This window comes from Pseudomonas fluorescens, from assembly GCF_902497875.1.
Classification (GTDB): Bacteria; Pseudomonadota; Gammaproteobacteria; order Pseudomonadales; family Pseudomonadaceae; genus Aquipseudomonas; species Aquipseudomonas fluorescens_BR.
In genome coordinates, this window is sequence record NZ_CABVHY010000001.1 from 265,359 (window position 1) to 279,392 (window position 14,034).

General features: G+C 58.7%; 14 protein-coding genes. 12 read left to right on the forward strand and 2 right to left on the reverse strand.

Going from position 1 to position 14,034, the window contains the following annotated elements:
• Nucleotides 1–66: 66 nt before the first annotated feature.
• Both dsdA and F8N85_RS01220 read right to left on the reverse strand, forming a co-directional pair.
• The gene (gene dsdA / locus F8N85_RS01215) at nt 67–1,419 is read right to left on the reverse strand and encodes a D-serine ammonia-lyase (RefSeq protein ID WP_150801866.1); all 1,353 of its coding nucleotides are present in this window, start codon (nt 1,417–1,419) and stop codon (nt 67–69) included.
• Nucleotides 1,420–1,462: 43 nt separating this feature from the next.
• Nucleotides 1,463–2,803 carry a gluconate:H+ symporter gene (locus F8N85_RS01220; protein ID WP_150801867.1) on the reverse strand — a complete coding sequence of 447 codons (1,341 nt, stop codon included), beginning with the start codon at nt 2,801–2,803 and terminating at the stop codon, nt 1,463–1,465.
• 139 nt (nt 2,804–2,942) lie between these two features.
• On the opposite strand from F8N85_RS01220, the gene F8N85_RS01225 reads away from it, so the two are divergent.
• The 12 genes from F8N85_RS01225 (at nt 2,943) to F8N85_RS01280 (ending at nt 14,021) form a co-directional block, all read left to right on the forward strand.
• Nucleotides 2,943–3,872 (forward strand): IclR family transcriptional regulator, encoded by a 930-nt coding sequence (locus F8N85_RS01225; protein WP_224795608.1) that lies wholly within the window; start codon nt 2,943–2,945, stop codon nt 3,870–3,872.
• Nucleotides 3,873–3,935: 63 nt separating this feature from the next.
• Nucleotides 3,936–4,691 carry a transporter substrate-binding domain-containing protein gene (locus F8N85_RS01230; protein ID WP_150801868.1) on the forward strand — a complete coding sequence of 252 codons (756 nt, stop codon included), beginning with the start codon at nt 3,936–3,938 and terminating at the stop codon, nt 4,689–4,691.
• 68 nt (nt 4,692–4,759) lie between these two features.
• Nucleotides 4,760–5,425, forward strand: a complete 666-nt coding sequence (locus F8N85_RS01235) for an amino acid ABC transporter permease (protein ID WP_150801869.1) — start codon at nt 4,760–4,762, stop codon at nt 5,423–5,425.
• An 11-nt stretch (nt 5,426–5,436) separates the two neighbouring features.
• On the forward strand, nt 5,437–6,198 hold the full coding sequence (locus F8N85_RS01240; RefSeq protein WP_191636086.1) for an amino acid ABC transporter ATP-binding protein: 762 nt from the start codon (nt 5,437–5,439) through the stop codon (nt 6,196–6,198).
• 53 nt (nt 6,199–6,251) lie between these two features.
• Entirely contained in the window at nt 6,252–7,682 is a 1,431-nt protein-coding gene (locus F8N85_RS01245) for a formimidoylglutamate deiminase (RefSeq protein WP_150801871.1), read from the forward strand.
• A complete protein-coding gene (hutG, locus tag F8N85_RS01250; protein WP_150801872.1) occupies nt 7,679–8,482 on the forward strand; it encodes an N-formylglutamate deformylase in 804 nt (267 codons plus the stop codon). Before F8N85_RS01245 ends, hutG begins: the two co-directional genes overlap by 4 nt.
• A gap of 617 nt (nt 8,483–9,099) precedes the next feature.
• A complete protein-coding gene (locus tag F8N85_RS01255; RefSeq protein WP_150801873.1) occupies nt 9,100–10,068 on the forward strand; it encodes an amidohydrolase family protein in 969 nt (322 codons plus the stop codon).
• A gap of 53 nt (nt 10,069–10,121) precedes the next feature.
• Entirely contained in the window at nt 10,122–10,874 is a 753-nt protein-coding gene (locus F8N85_RS01260; RefSeq protein WP_150801874.1) for an Asp/Glu racemase, read from the forward strand.
• Nucleotides 10,875–10,883: 9 nt separating this feature from the next.
• A complete protein-coding gene (locus F8N85_RS01265; protein WP_150801875.1) occupies nt 10,884–11,723 on the forward strand; it encodes an alpha/beta fold hydrolase in 840 nt (279 codons plus the stop codon).
• 2 nt (nt 11,724–11,725) lie between these two features.
• Nucleotides 11,726–12,772 carry a 2,5-dihydroxypyridine 5,6-dioxygenase gene (locus tag F8N85_RS01270; RefSeq protein ID WP_150801876.1) on the forward strand — a complete coding sequence of 349 codons (1,047 nt, stop codon included), beginning with the start codon at nt 11,726–11,728 and terminating at the stop codon, nt 12,770–12,772.
• Nucleotides 12,769–13,386 carry an N-carbamoylsarcosine amidohydrolase gene (locus F8N85_RS01275; protein WP_150801877.1) on the forward strand — a complete coding sequence of 206 codons (618 nt, stop codon included), beginning with the start codon at nt 12,769–12,771 and terminating at the stop codon, nt 13,384–13,386. The genes F8N85_RS01270 and F8N85_RS01275 overlap by 4 nt, the downstream gene beginning before the upstream one ends.
• Nucleotides 13,387–13,517: 131 nt before the next feature.
• Nucleotides 13,518–14,021 carry a MarR family winged helix-turn-helix transcriptional regulator gene (locus F8N85_RS01280; protein WP_150801878.1) on the forward strand — a complete coding sequence of 168 codons (504 nt, stop codon included), beginning with the start codon at nt 13,518–13,520 and terminating at the stop codon, nt 14,019–14,021.
• The last annotated feature ends 13 nt before the right edge of the window (nt 14,022–14,034 follow it).

Genomic DNA, 14,034 nt, shown 5'->3' on the forward strand with positions numbered 1-14,034 from the left:
CCGGTTTTGCGCTTGAATCAGCGAGTACCCGGTCGCGTTCATGCAGCGCGGGTCCCTATCGCCCGATTAACCCTTGCCGAGCAATTCACGGCCCTTGGCCAGATACGCTTCCATCTCGTCGCCAGGCACCATGTTGCCGCCTGTAGCCCAAACCAAATGGGTGGCTCGCGCCATGGTTTGGTTGTCCAGGCCCGCGCGAGCCAAGTAGCCTTGCTGGTCGGCATGGACTCTGGCAATGCCGGGCACGCCGGCGAGCGCGGACGGCTCAAGGCGCACACCTTCGCTGCGCTCCATCAGGGCCAGCAAGCTGTACATTTCCTCGTCGCTGACGGTGTAGAAACCATCCAGCAAGCGTTGCATGGCCTTGCCGACAAACCCTGAAGCGCGGCCGACGGCCAAGCCGTCGGCAGCCGTCACGTTGTCAATGCCAAAGTCTTGCACGCTCACTTCGTCGTGCAGCCCGGTATAGACGCCCAGCATCATGCATGGCGAGTGAGTGGGTTCGGCGAAGATGCAGTGGACAGCGTCACCGAAGGCGAGCTTCAGGCCGAAGGCTACGCCGCCAGGCGCGCCACCCACGCCACAGGGCAGATACACAAACAATGGGTGTTGCGCATCCACGCTGATATTAGCCACCGCTAATTGCTTTTTCAGGCGCTCGGCGGCCACCGAGTAGCCCAGGAACAGGTTGACCGAGTTTTCATCGTCGACAAAATGGCAGGCTGGATCGGACTCCGCCTGTTTGCGGCCTTGCGCAACGGCCACGCTGTAATCGGAGGAGTACTCAACAACCGTAACGCCGTGTGAGCGCAACTTGTCTTTCTTCCACTGTCGCGCATCCGCCGACATATGCACGGTCACCTGGAAGCCCAACGCGGCCCCCATGATGCCGATGGACATACCCAGGTTACCGGTCGAGCCGACGGCTATTTTATATTGGCCGAAAAACGCCCGCGCTTTATCGCTGTCCAGCACTGCGTAGTCGTCGTCAAGCGTCAACAGATTTCCGGCCAACGCCAGGTCTTCGGCATGCTTGAGCACTTCATAGATACCACCGCGCGCCTTGATGGAACCCGAAATGGGCAGTTGGCTGTCCCGTTTGAGCCACAGTGCCCCTTCCAATGCCTGGCCGTAGCGCTCGCTCAGCAATTGCTGCAGGTGTGGCACAGGCAGAATGTCCGACTCGATAATGCCGCCACTGCATTGCGTTTCTGGAAACGCACGTCTGAGGTAAGAAGCGAAACGCGTCAGTCGAGCGCTGGCATCGGCTACGTCCGCGGCCGTCAACCCCACATCGCTAATCGATTCCGCGACCGGAGCCACGGCAGGATTAAACCAAGTGGTTTCTTGCAGCGCGACCAGATCGCGAATCAAAGGATAACTGGCATACCAGCTTTCAAGTGTTCTTCCCAAAATCATGACGTGGTCCCTTTAAACAATCAGGCTGAAAATACAGGTTAATTTAAACAAGGTGCGACAGCAGCAGGGTCAGCCCCAGCGCGACCAGCGAAGCCAGTACGGTGGCCGAGGTGAACGTCTTCAAGGCATCGGCTAGCGAGACACCCAAGTACTCCTTGACCACCCAGAAGGCGGAGTCCGTCACATGGGTCCAGCCAATAGCGCCGGCGCCGATGGCGATGCAGATAATTTCCTTGCTCACGGTTGGATGGGCGCCCAGCATCGGCATCACCATGCCTGCCGCGCTGATCATTGCCACGGTCGCCGAACCGACGGCGAAGTGCATCAACCCTGCCACCAACCACGCAAGGACGATGGGATTCATATTCAGTTGCGTCAACGAACCGGCCAGCGCGTTACCCACGCCGCTGTCGATCAAGATGCCGTTGAATGCCCCACCGGCACCGATGATCAGCAGAATGCTGGCCAGCGGAGGAAAGCTCTTTTGAGTGTGCGCGAGCAAGTCAGACATTGATAAGCCACGGCGCAAGCCCAGCGCCCAGTAAGCGAACACCACGGCAATGGACAGTGCTATCAGCGGCGTGCCCAGGAACGAAATAACGCTGAATGCTCCGGAGTCAGGGGGCAGACTGGCCGCGAAGCTTTTCCCTACCATCAGCAGCAGTGGCAGCAGGATGGTCAGCAGCGTCAAGCCAAGGCCTGGCAAGTCCCGGGTCGTGCTGTCATCGCAATGTTCATCCAGAAAAGCTTCTTGAGCGTCAGGCGCTTCTCTCTTGCACACCAGTTTGACCCACAGCGGTCCGGCAATAATGGCGGTAGGCAGCGCGACAATGAGGCCGTACACAATAACCTTGCCGACATCGGCGCCCAGCATCCCGGTGATGGCCATAGCGGCAGGGTGCGGGGGCAACATGCAATGAACAGCCATTAGCGACACGGCCAAGGGCACGCCCAGGTACAGAAGGTTGATCCTGGTCTCTTTGGCGACCACATAGATCAGTGGAATGAGCAGAACGAATCCAACCTCGAAGAACACGGGTATGCCCGCAATAAATCCTACGAGCATCATGGCCCATGAGGCACGCTCTTTACCCAGGGCGCTCAATAGCGTCTTGGCGATGCGCTCCGCGCCACCGGATTCTTCGAGCATCTTGCCGAGTATGCCGCCAAGGCCAATGATCGTTGCCAGGAACCCGAGTGTTCCACCGACACCTTTTTCATATGAAGAGGCCATTTGCGCCAGCGGCATGCCTGAACCGATACCCACCACAAAGCTCGCCGCGGTCAAGGCCAGGAAGGCGTGGACGCGAACTTTGACGATAAGAAAAACGATCAGAATGATCGCGCAAAACAACACCAGCAATAGAGTGGGACCGCTGTGCATGGTATCTCCTGGAAGAGCTTTTATTGTTGAAATTAGTGATAGGAATCACTCTGCTTTCCGGCATTAGAGGCCACTGCACAGGGCCTGACAAAGGATGGATTATCAAGGCATAGATGACAGGGGATCATCTATAAGGGGAATGGCATGGGAAACCGCTGCGCCTTTTTGCGAGAGATATTGCCCACCCCCTAAAGCTGATAAATCTTCAGAGACTACCCATGAAGTCAGTCCTGCGGCGAGGCGTGGGCGGTCACTCGAAAAAGTCTGCTCGTATTTCCCACAGGATGAGAACACGACACCAAAACTGATAATTGCTACCTATACTCAAGCCATGAACGACTCTGGAACCAAAAGCATCGCCGATCGTGTCCTGCAGGTATTGGCCTGTGTGGCCAAGGCCGGACGACCGATGGGGGCCAAGCGCATAGCCTCGCAAGTGGGGATGCCGTTAAGCACGGTTTATCGCCACCTTGCTGTCCTGAAAAAGTGGGGGCTGTTGCAGGAGCACATGACCACGGGTCTCTTTGAACCAGGGGCCACGGGTGTGCAGCTAGCCTGGGGTTTTGATCAGAACTCGAACCTGATCAACCAGAGCCGTGACGAAATCAGCGCACTGGTGGAACGGACCGGCGAGAGTGTCGGCCTGCTGGTGTACAGCAACGAGCAGATGGTCTGTATTGCGATGGAGGAGTGCAGCCGCTCGCTGCGCTGCTCTTTTACCAAGGGCCGCGCACATTCGTTGATGCATGGCGCGTCCGCAAAAAGCCTGCTGGCTTTTCTGCCCGCAGAGCTTCGCCAGCGCCTTATGCAGGAGCAGTTGGGCGATACGCCGCAATGCCTGCAGGCATTGGAGAAGGAAATCATTGAAATTCGCAAGAATCGTTTCGCAACCAGCGACAGTGAGGTCGACTTGGGCGTATGGGGGGTCAGTGTGCCACTGATTTCACATGATGAAACTCTCCAGGGCACCATCACGTTGATGGCACCTTCACTACGAGTTGGACCACGCGAAGCTGAACTGATCCACCTTACAAAAAAAGCAGGCAGCCGTATCAGCAATCGCTTCTAGCTAGCCTGTCACTTGCTAAATGTTCTGAGCCTTTCAGAACTCACCCTCGCCGAGGACCCCTTGATGAATGCTTCCAAGTTGCTTAGCCCGATCGCTGCGGTATTTGCCCTGTTGACTATGTTTTGCATGCCTGCCCAGGCGGCGGATGAGGTGATGCGAGTAGGCACCGACGCCACGTTCCCACCGATGGAATTTATCAAGGACGGTCAGCGAACGGGCTTCGATGTCGAATTGATCGAAGCCATGGGCAAACACATGGGCAAGAAGGTTGAATGGGTCGACATCGGCTTCAAAGGGCTGATTCCCGGCCTGATTTCCAACCGATTCGACGTGGCGGCCTCGGCCATCTATATGACCGACGAGCGCCGCCAGGTCGTCAACTTCACCGACTCCTACTACCGCGGCGGTCTGGCTGTGCTGGTCCTCAAGGACGACACCACGATCAATAAACCCGCCGACCTGGTGGCAGGCAAGAAAGTCACCGCGCAGGTGGGCACCAAATCCATTGAGTTTCTGAAAAACCATTACCCGGCGGTCCAGGTTGTCGAAGTCGAGAAGAACCAGGCCATGTTCGACCTGCTGACCATTGGCCGGGTCAACGCCGCCGTCACCGGTCGGCCAGCCGCGGTGGAATATGCCAAGTCCGAGCCGAGGGTTCGAGTGCTTGATGAAGGCCTGACCACGGAGTTGTATGGTTTTGCCATCCGCAAGAATGACAAGGAACTGGCTCAGCAAATGAACCAGGCGTTGCAAACACTGCGCGACAACGGTGAATACGCAGCACTGACACTGAAGTGGTTTGGCACAACAAAAGAATAATGACCTGATCGCCGTCCTGCGTATCCGCGCCGGATGTCTTCCAGTGGCTTAACTTGCGGAGTACATATATGGACCTCGATTTTTCCCCGGTCTGGGCCGGCTGGCGCGCGCTTTTAGCGGGTACCGGTGTCACCCTCGAAATCACGGCTGCAGCGCTGGTGCTGAGTTGTATTCTGGGTCTGTTGATCGGGCTTGGTCGGCTGAACAAAGACCGCGCCATTATCTACGGTTTCTGCACCACCTACCTGACACTGGTGCGCGGCACGCCGTTGCTGGTGCAACTGTTCATCCTGTTTTTCGGCTTGCCGCATTTCGGCATTCAGTTGCCCGCGTATGTGTGCGGCATCTTCGGCCTGGGCATCTACAGCGCGGCCTATGTGTCGGAAGTTGTCCGTGGCTCCATTCAGTCAGTCGAAAAAGGCCAGATGGAAGCCGCGCGCTCGCTGGGCTTGCCGTACAAGATGGCGATGCGCAAGGTCATCCTGCCCCAGGCGTTTGTCCGGATGATCCCGGCACTGGGTAACGAGTTCATCGCATTGATCAAGAACTCTGCGCTGGTCTCGTTGTTGACCATTGCCGACGTCATGCACGAGGGCGAGAAAATCATCAGCGTGTCCTACCGCTCGCTTGAAGTGTACCTGGCTATCGCGTTCATTTATCTGATGCTCACCGGTACCACAACATTGATTCTGCGCAGAACCGAAAAAGTGCTGCGTGCGGACGGGAGAGCGTGATGACTGCAACCATTATCGACATCAAGAACCTGAGCAAATCGTTCGGTACTCATCAGGTGCTGCATAACATCGATTTCTCCGTGCAGACCAGCCAGGTGGTGGTGGTGATCGGGCCCAGCGGCTCCGGCAAGAGCACCTTCCTGCGGTGCATGAACGGCCTGGAAACCGCGGAAGGCGGCACGCTTCACGTTTGCGGTCACACCGTGGTCGAGCAGGGCAAAATGATGTCCGAGGCGAAACTGGATGAAATGCGCAGCGAAGTGGGCATGGTCTTTCAGTCCTTCAATCTGTTCCCGCATCTGACTGTGCTGGAAAACGTCACGCTGGCGCCCCTGTCCCTGGGCAGGAAGTCGCGCAAGGAAGCCCATGAGCAGGGCTTGCAGCTGCTCGATAAGGTTGGCCTGAAACACAAGGCCGATGTGTATCCCGGCACCCTGTCCGGAGGCCAGAAGCAGCGAGTGGCAATTGCCCGCGCCTTGGCCATGGACCCCAAAGTGATGTTGTTCGATGAGCCAACCTCGGCGCTCGACCCGGAACTGGTGGGCGAAGTGTTGCAGGTGATGCAGACCCTGGCCGCAGAGGGCATGACCATGATCATCGTCACCCACGAAATGGGTTTTGCCCGTGAAGTGGCCGATGTGGTGGTGGTGATGGACCAGGGCGCGATCGTCGAGGCAGGCCCACCGGCTCAGTTGTTCACCGCACCCAAGGAAGCGCGAACACGCAGCTTTCTGCAAAATGTCTTGGCCCGCGACGCTTCGCACGCTGGCTGATCGGCCCTTTCTTGTCTGTCTTTTGCGAGGTTACCGTGAAGCCCGATGTTGATATGAATGCTCCCGTTGATCGCGATTCAAGCCCTGTGCTGGCCCATCGCAGCCTGTTTGCCGAAAGTGCACTGCTGCCTGACGGTTGGCACAACAATGTGCTGTTGCGCTGGGATGAGACCGGCGATCTGACCGAGATCCGTGTCGATGCTGCCCGCAGCCCGGACATGCCGCTGGCGCGCGGCCCAGTGGTCAGCGGCATGCCGAATCTGCATTCTCATACGTTTCAGCGCGCCATGGCCGGCCTGACCGAAACCATGGGCGACCCGGCTGATTCGTTCTGGAGCTGGCGCACGTTGATGTACCGGTTCGCCCAACGTTTGCAGCCGCAGCATTTGCACGCCATCGGCCGCCATCTCTACATCGAGATGCTCAAGGCTGGTTATACGTCGGTGTGCGAATTTCACTATGTGCACCACGGTGCCGACGGGCAGCCTTATGACAATCCGGCAGAGCTTGCGCAGCGCATCGTCAGCGCGGCGCAAGAGGTCGGTATTGGCATGACGTTGTTGCCGGTTCTCTATCAGTACAGCGGCTTCGGGCAGGCCGAGCCCCTGGCCCACCAACGACGTTTCATCTCTTCGCCAGAGTGGATTCTGGACCTGCGCCAGCGGCTGAAGACATCCATGCCCGAACACGCCAATCTGCGCTATGGCGTGGCACCGCATTCCTTGCGCGCCGTGTCTGAGGCGTCGCTGTCGGCGCTGCTCGACGGTCTGAACGCCGATGACCCCCAGGCGCCGATCCACGTTCATATCGCCGAGCAGACCAAGGCAGTCGACGACTGCATCGCGACCCTCGGCCAGCGTCCGGTTGAATGGCTGCTGGCGCGCCAACCCGTGGACAGCCGCTGGTGCCTGGTGCATGCCACGCACATGACCGACAGCGAATACGCCGACCTCGCTCGCAGTGGTGCCACGGCGGGCCTGTGCCCGACGACCGAGGCCAACCTGGGCGACGGTCTGTTCGATGCCCCACGGTACCTGGCGGCCAACGGCCGCTGGGGGATTGGCTCTGACAGCAATATCACCGTCAACCCTTGGTCCGAACTGCGCTTGCTTGAGTACGGCCAGCGCCTGCTGCACCGACGCCGCAACGTACTGGCCGAGGTAAACGCCCCAGTGATTGCCGACCGGTTGTTCAGTCAGGCCGTGATCGGCGGCGCCGCGGCAACCGGCCGGCGGGTAGCGGGGTTGTCTGTGGGGCAGCGCGCCGACTTTGTCGTGATCGACCGCGATGCGCCCAATGTCGACCAGAACAATCCGCGACAACTGCTCTCTGCACTGGTGTTCTGCGAACATGGCGGTCATCCGGTGCGCGACGTTTTCGTCGGCGGAAAAAAAGTCATCGATAACGGCCAGCATGCTCTGCAGGTCAGCGCTCTGCACGACTACCGCGCCGCCCTTGCCGAGTTGTTGAAGGAAGCCGTATGAGTCACGACGCCGTATTCAGCCTGCAGCAGGGCTGTGGTCCGCTGCTGATCTCCATGCCTCATGTGGGGACCCATCTGCCCGACGACCTTCGAGCCCGATTCAGTCCTACCGGACTTGCCGTGGACGACACTGACTGGCATATAGAGTCGCTATACGACTTTGCCATCGCTCAGGGCGCATCCGTGTTGCGGCCGCTGTGCTCACGGTATGTGATCGACCTGAATCGCCCGGCCGACGGTGAAAACCTGTACCCCGGCCAGAACACTACCGGCCTGTGTCCGCTCACCACCTTCGACGGCGTGCCCCTGTACCTTGATGGGCAGGCGCCAGACGAGGCGGAAACGGCGCGTCGCCTTGAGCGTTATTGGCAGCCGTACCACCGCGCTCTGCAGTCGGAGCTCGAGCGAATCAAAGCCGCCCACGGCTATGCCTTGCTATGGGATGCCCATTCGATTCGATCGGTTATCCCCCATCTGTTCGATGGAGAACTGCCGGTGTTCAACTTCGGAACGGCAAACGCGACCTCATGCGCGGCTGGCATCGCCGAAGCCCTGCTGGCCTCGGCCAAGGACGCCGCGCCGGACTTGCCTGCGGTGTTGAACGGTCGCTTCAAGGGCGGCCATATCACCCGCACCTACGGTAACCCTGCACAACAGGTGCATGCGATTCAGCTCGAGTTGGCGCAGCGCAGCTACATGCAGGAGGTCGCACCCTATGCGCTGGACGAGAAGTTGGTGGCTCGGCTGAAGCCGGTGCTGGCGGCGCTGGTGGAGCAGTTCATGGCGTACAAGCCCGGCTGAGTCTCACCTGGTAAATGACAGGTGGGTGGTGATATCAGGTAGTGAGTCGCTGAGTGTTGCGAGACTCTTCGCCAGCCAATCGCCCTCGACTGCAGGGTTCAGCGCCATGCCGGCCAGCAGGCTGCTCCAGGCATTCATAACAACGCAGTAACGACAAAGCCCTGAATAATCGGGGCTTTGTCGTATAAAGATGGCGCAGACGATTGTCCGCCAAGCTGATCGTCGTCTTGCTGTCGTTCTTCTTGAGGTTTGCTGTAGCGCTTTATCCACGCACATACGAAACCCGGGGCGATTCAGACCACCCCATATTCCTCCCACGACCTGTCCACCTGGTTCAGGGCAGGATTCGACCTCCAGAGCCTGGTCTTTCAGCGCCTTCACTCCCAAATGCTTTGACAATCAACCTGTCATCTGCAACGATAATTTTGTCAGTGTACTGATTGAATTTGGCACATTGGCATTTCGTGAAAAGCATGTGATGTAGCTGGGCACGCTCCGCCTCCAGAGTCGATTGATGCAGCAGTCCGGCCGGCTTGAATGATCAGTATACTGATCTTCTGGTTGCGAGAGGCGAAGCGAGCAGCAGTGAGTTCTGAACCTTCTGACAGGGCCTTACAATGAAAACCACTAAACCCCGAAAGATAACTTTCGAAGAGCATTTCATGACCCCGGGTTTCGAGGGGTACTCCAAAAGCTTCATTCAACATATGAAACCTGAAATGCTCGCCAGGCTGAGCGCGCAGTTGAGCGATTTCGATGAGCTTCGTCTGAGTGAAATGGATCGCTACGGCATCGATTTCAGCATCTTGTCGCAGACCGGTCCCGGGGTTCAAGGCGAGCAGGATCTCAAGCAGGCGTTGGCACAAGCCCAGCGCAGCAATGATTACCTGGCGCAACAGGTACAACGTCATCCGACACGCTTCGGCGGTTTCGCCAGTCTACCCATGCACGACCCAAAACTGGCGGCCGCCGAGCTCACCCGTGCGGTCAAGGACCTGGGATTCAAGGGCGCATTGGTGAATGGTCATACCCAAGGCAGGTATTACGACGACCCTGCCTATGATGAGTTCTGGGCGTGTATGCAGGAACTTGACGCCCCTTTTTATCTGCATCCGTCAGATGCCTATGTTTTTCCTCAGGTGTTCGACGGCCATCCAGAAATGCGTGGCGCGGCGTGGGGCTGGGGTGTTGAAACAGCCAGTCATGCCTTGCGCCTGCTGTTCGGTGGGGTGTTCGATCGTTTTCCTGACCTCAAGGTCATTCTGGGTCACATGGGCGAAGGCCTGCCGTTTATCCCGTGGCGCCTCGACAACCGCTTCGCGGTTTACCCCCATGGCGTACATCTGGAGCGAGCGCCCTCTGAATACATCGGCAGCAATATCCTGGTGACGACATCAGGGGTTTGCTCCCCGTCCGCTTTGAAATGTGCACTGGCGGAGTTGGGAACGGAAGCTGTGATGTTCTCCGTCGACTACCCCTACGAGTCTACGGCCGTTGCCGTCGAGTTCATCGATTCGGTTGATATTGATGAAGAGGTGCGCGCCCAGATCTGCCATGGCAACGCTGAACACTTATTCAAGCTCTGAATCCGCCCACGCCACACCGACCACGTCAATCCGCTAATACCGAGACTTTTATCATGACCAAGCTCCTGCGCATCGGGCAAATCGTGCCCAGCTCCAATACCACCATGGAAACCGAAATCCCTGCGATGCTGGCCGCCCGCCAGTTGATCCGGCCTGAGCGCTTCACTTTTCACTCCAGCCGTATGCGCATGAAGCATGTGTGCAAGGAAGAGCTGGCGGCGATGGATGCTCAATCCGACCGCTGCGCCCTTGAGTTGTCGGACGCGCGTGTCGATGTCCTCGGCTACGCCTGCCTGGTGGCAATCATGTCCATGGGCAGGGGGTACCATCGCGAGTCTCAACAACGCTTGAGCAAGGTTACCCAGGATAACGATGCTCCGGCACCGGTGATTACCAGTGCGGGTGCCCTGGTGGACGGCATCAAAGTGCTCGGCGCCAAACGCATTGCTTTGGTGGCGCCCTATATGCGGCCGCTCACGGAGCTGGTGGTCGACTATATCGAGCACGAAGGCATCGAAGTCAAAGTCTGGCACGCGCTGGAAATCCAGGACAATCTGGCGGTCGCTCGGCATGATCCGGCCAACCTGCCGGGCATCGTTGCCGGTCTGGACCTTGAGGGTGTCGATGCCATCGTTCTGTCGGCCTGCGTGCAAATGCCTTCATTGAGCGCGGTGGCTATGGTCGAGGCACAAACCGGAAAGCCGGTGCTGACCGCCGCCATCGCCACGACCTACGCCATGCTCAAGGCGCTGAACCTCGAGCCGATCGTTCCTGGTGCCGGTGCTCTGCTGTCCGGTGCCTACTGAGGAAGTGTCATGAGTCAATTTCTATATGGCGCTAACATCCGCGCCAACGATATCCGTCAACATTACTTGCGCTTTGGCGGAGTCAGCGGTGAGCGGGCCACGCGAGACCCGGTCATCATCATTCCCGGCATCACCAGCCCGGCAGTGACCTGGGCTTTTGTCGCCGAGCGCTTCGGTCAGGCATTCGATACCTATGTGCTGGATGTACGGGGCCGGGGGCTTTCCGAGTCCGGTGCGGATCTGGACTATAGCGTGGAGGCGCAGGCGGCCGATGTCAGTGCGTTCGCCGAAGCCATGGGTTTTTCCCGCTTCAGTCTGCTCGGGCACTCCATGGGCGCGCGCATTGCCGCGCGGATGGCACGCAACAGTGGCGCCGGCCTGGCGCGCATGGTGCTGGTCGACCCACCTGTCTCGGGCCCTGGGCGCCGCGCCTACCCGTCGCAATTGCCGTGGTATGTCGACTCGATTCGCTTGTCTCAAGCCGGGATGAGCGCTGATGACATGCGCAGCTTCTGCCCGACCTGGACCGATGAGCAATTGTCACTGCGCGCCGAGTGGCTGCACACCTGTGACGAGCGCGCGATCAGAGCCAGCTTCGAGGCTTTTCATACCGAAGATTTTCATGCCGATTTACGCCACGTCACTTGCCCGGCACTGTTGATGGTTGCCGAGAGAGGCGGGGTGATACTGGATGAGGATATCGAGGAAATCCAGGGGTTGGTGAGCGACCTGGCAGTCGTCCGGGTGGCCGGTGCCGGGCATATGATCCCTTGGGATAACGAAGAGGGGTTCTATCGGGCGTTCGACAGTTTCCTGGGGGCTTCGCTGCCCTCGGTCAGTGGAGAATAAGCATGGCTGTCAGCGATTATGATTTGATCGAAGCCTGGAAACACGTTCTCACCCTCAGCGATCTACAGCGTGGTCAGAGCGTGACCATCCTGACGGGGGCCGATACTCATCCGCAAACATTGCGCACCGCTCAAGTGGCCTGTCAGGCCCTGGGGGCGATCGTCAATCGCCTGGATCTGCCACCGGTCAACGGTGAGAAGGCACTCAGCCGGGACTCCCTGGCGTACCTGGGGGTCACTCCATTGACCGGTAATGCGCCGGCGCTGGCGGCATTGAAAGCCAGCGATCTGGTGCTGGACCTGATGACGTTACTGTTCTCACCTGAGCAACACGAAATTCTTGCCAGCGGTACCCGGATACTGTTGGCGGTGGAACCACCGGAAATCCTGGTGCGTCTGCTGCCCACCGTCGCTGATCGAGAACGTGTACTGAAGGCGGCGGCATTGATTGAACGCGCCAGTCAGATGCACGTGACCTCGGCGGCCGGTACATCGCTGACCTGTCCATTGGGCGAGTTTCCGGCGATCAGTGAATATGGCTTTGTCGATGCCCCCGGTCGCTGGGATCACTGGCCCAGCGGTTTCGTGCTGACCTGGCCCAATGAGCTGGGCGCCAATGGGCGGATTGTGATCGACCGCGGCGATATCCTGCTGCCCCATAAGTCCTATGTGCAAGATCCGATTGAGCTGCAGGTTAAAAGTGGTTACGTGACCAGCATTGAGGGCGGCGTGGAGGCTGCGTTGTTGCGCGACTACATGGAGGTGTTCAACGATCCTGAGGCTTATGCGCTGTCTCATATCGGCTGGGGCCTGCAGCCACGTGCACGCTGGTCGACCCTGGGTTTGCTCGATCGAGAAGCCCATATCGGGATGGATGCCCGTGCCTACGAAGGCAACTTCCTGTTCTCCATGGGGCCGAATAACGAAGCCGGCGGCAATCGCACCACGGCGTGTCACATCGATATACCGCTGCGTGATTGCACGGTGCGCCTGGATGACCTTGTGGTCGTCGATAAAGGCCGGGTAATGGACCGAGGGGACATGCAATGAGTGAAAAACTGAACACTTACGAGCGCCAGGGTTTTGGCACGCAGATGGAGCTGCCGGGGCCCTACGGGCTGTTGATCATCGACCTGGTTGAAGGCTTTGCCGACCCGGAGATCTTTGGCGGTGGCAATATTCCCGAGGCGATCGAACGTACCCGGCCGCTATTGGCTTACGCGCGTGATAAAGGCTGGCCGGTGGCTCACAGCCGCATTGTCTTCGCCGATGATGGGGCCGACCGCAATGTATTTACCCTGAAAGTGCCTTCAATGCTGACCTTGCTCGAACACGAGCATCGAAGTGCCATCGTGCCGTCGTTGACGCCGATCGAGGGCGAGCTGGTGGTGCGCAAGACCCTGCCTTCAGCCTTCTTCGGCACGGACCTGGCTGCCTGGCTCAACTTCAATGGCGTGCGTACGTTGCTGGTTGCCGGGGCCGTCACCAGCGGTTGTGTACGCGCCAGTGTGGTCGACGCCATGAGCCATGGCTTTCGCCCGCTCGTGGTGTCTGATTGCGTCGGTGATCGGGCGCTGGAGCCCCATGAAGCGAACCTCTTCGACATGGCGCAAAAGTACGCGGCAGTGATGACGTTGGAGGAAGCGCTCGCGACAGTTGGCTGATCGAACAGAGGGTCTGTCATCCATCATTGCCGTGTGCACATGGCTCGATGACAGACCCTGCTAGCAACGTGACCGTGCCAGGGAACCCATGGTACGGTTATGCTTAGCGCCATTTATCACTAGGAAAATACATGACAGCCCTTGGTAGCGCGACACCCGACTCTGAACTGGACGATCCGGCCAAAGAGCTTCTTTGGGGGCGCCCGGGGTTTCTCGTACGCCGCCTGCATCAGATTCATGTCGCATTGTTCTTCGAAGAATGCAAAGGGATGAATATCACCCCCGTTCAATATGCCATTCTCACGACCCTTTCGGTCATGCCCGGGCTGGACCAGACAGCGCTGGCCCAGGAGGTCGGACTTGATCGGACCAATACCGCTGATGTGGTCAAGCGTCTTGAAACCCACGAGCTGCTTTATCGTCAGCCGGATCCCCATGACCGGCGCACGCGCAACGTCTTTCTTACCCAACAGGGTAAAGACGCTGTGGTACTCATGCATGAAAGCATGGCCAGGGCCCAGGAGCGGATGCTCCAGCCCTTGCGCCCGGCCCAGAAGAAACAGTTCATGGGCTTGTTGGCCACACTGGTGGAATCCAACAACCAGTACAGTCGAACGGTATTGCGCGGGCTTTGATCAGAGGCTGACT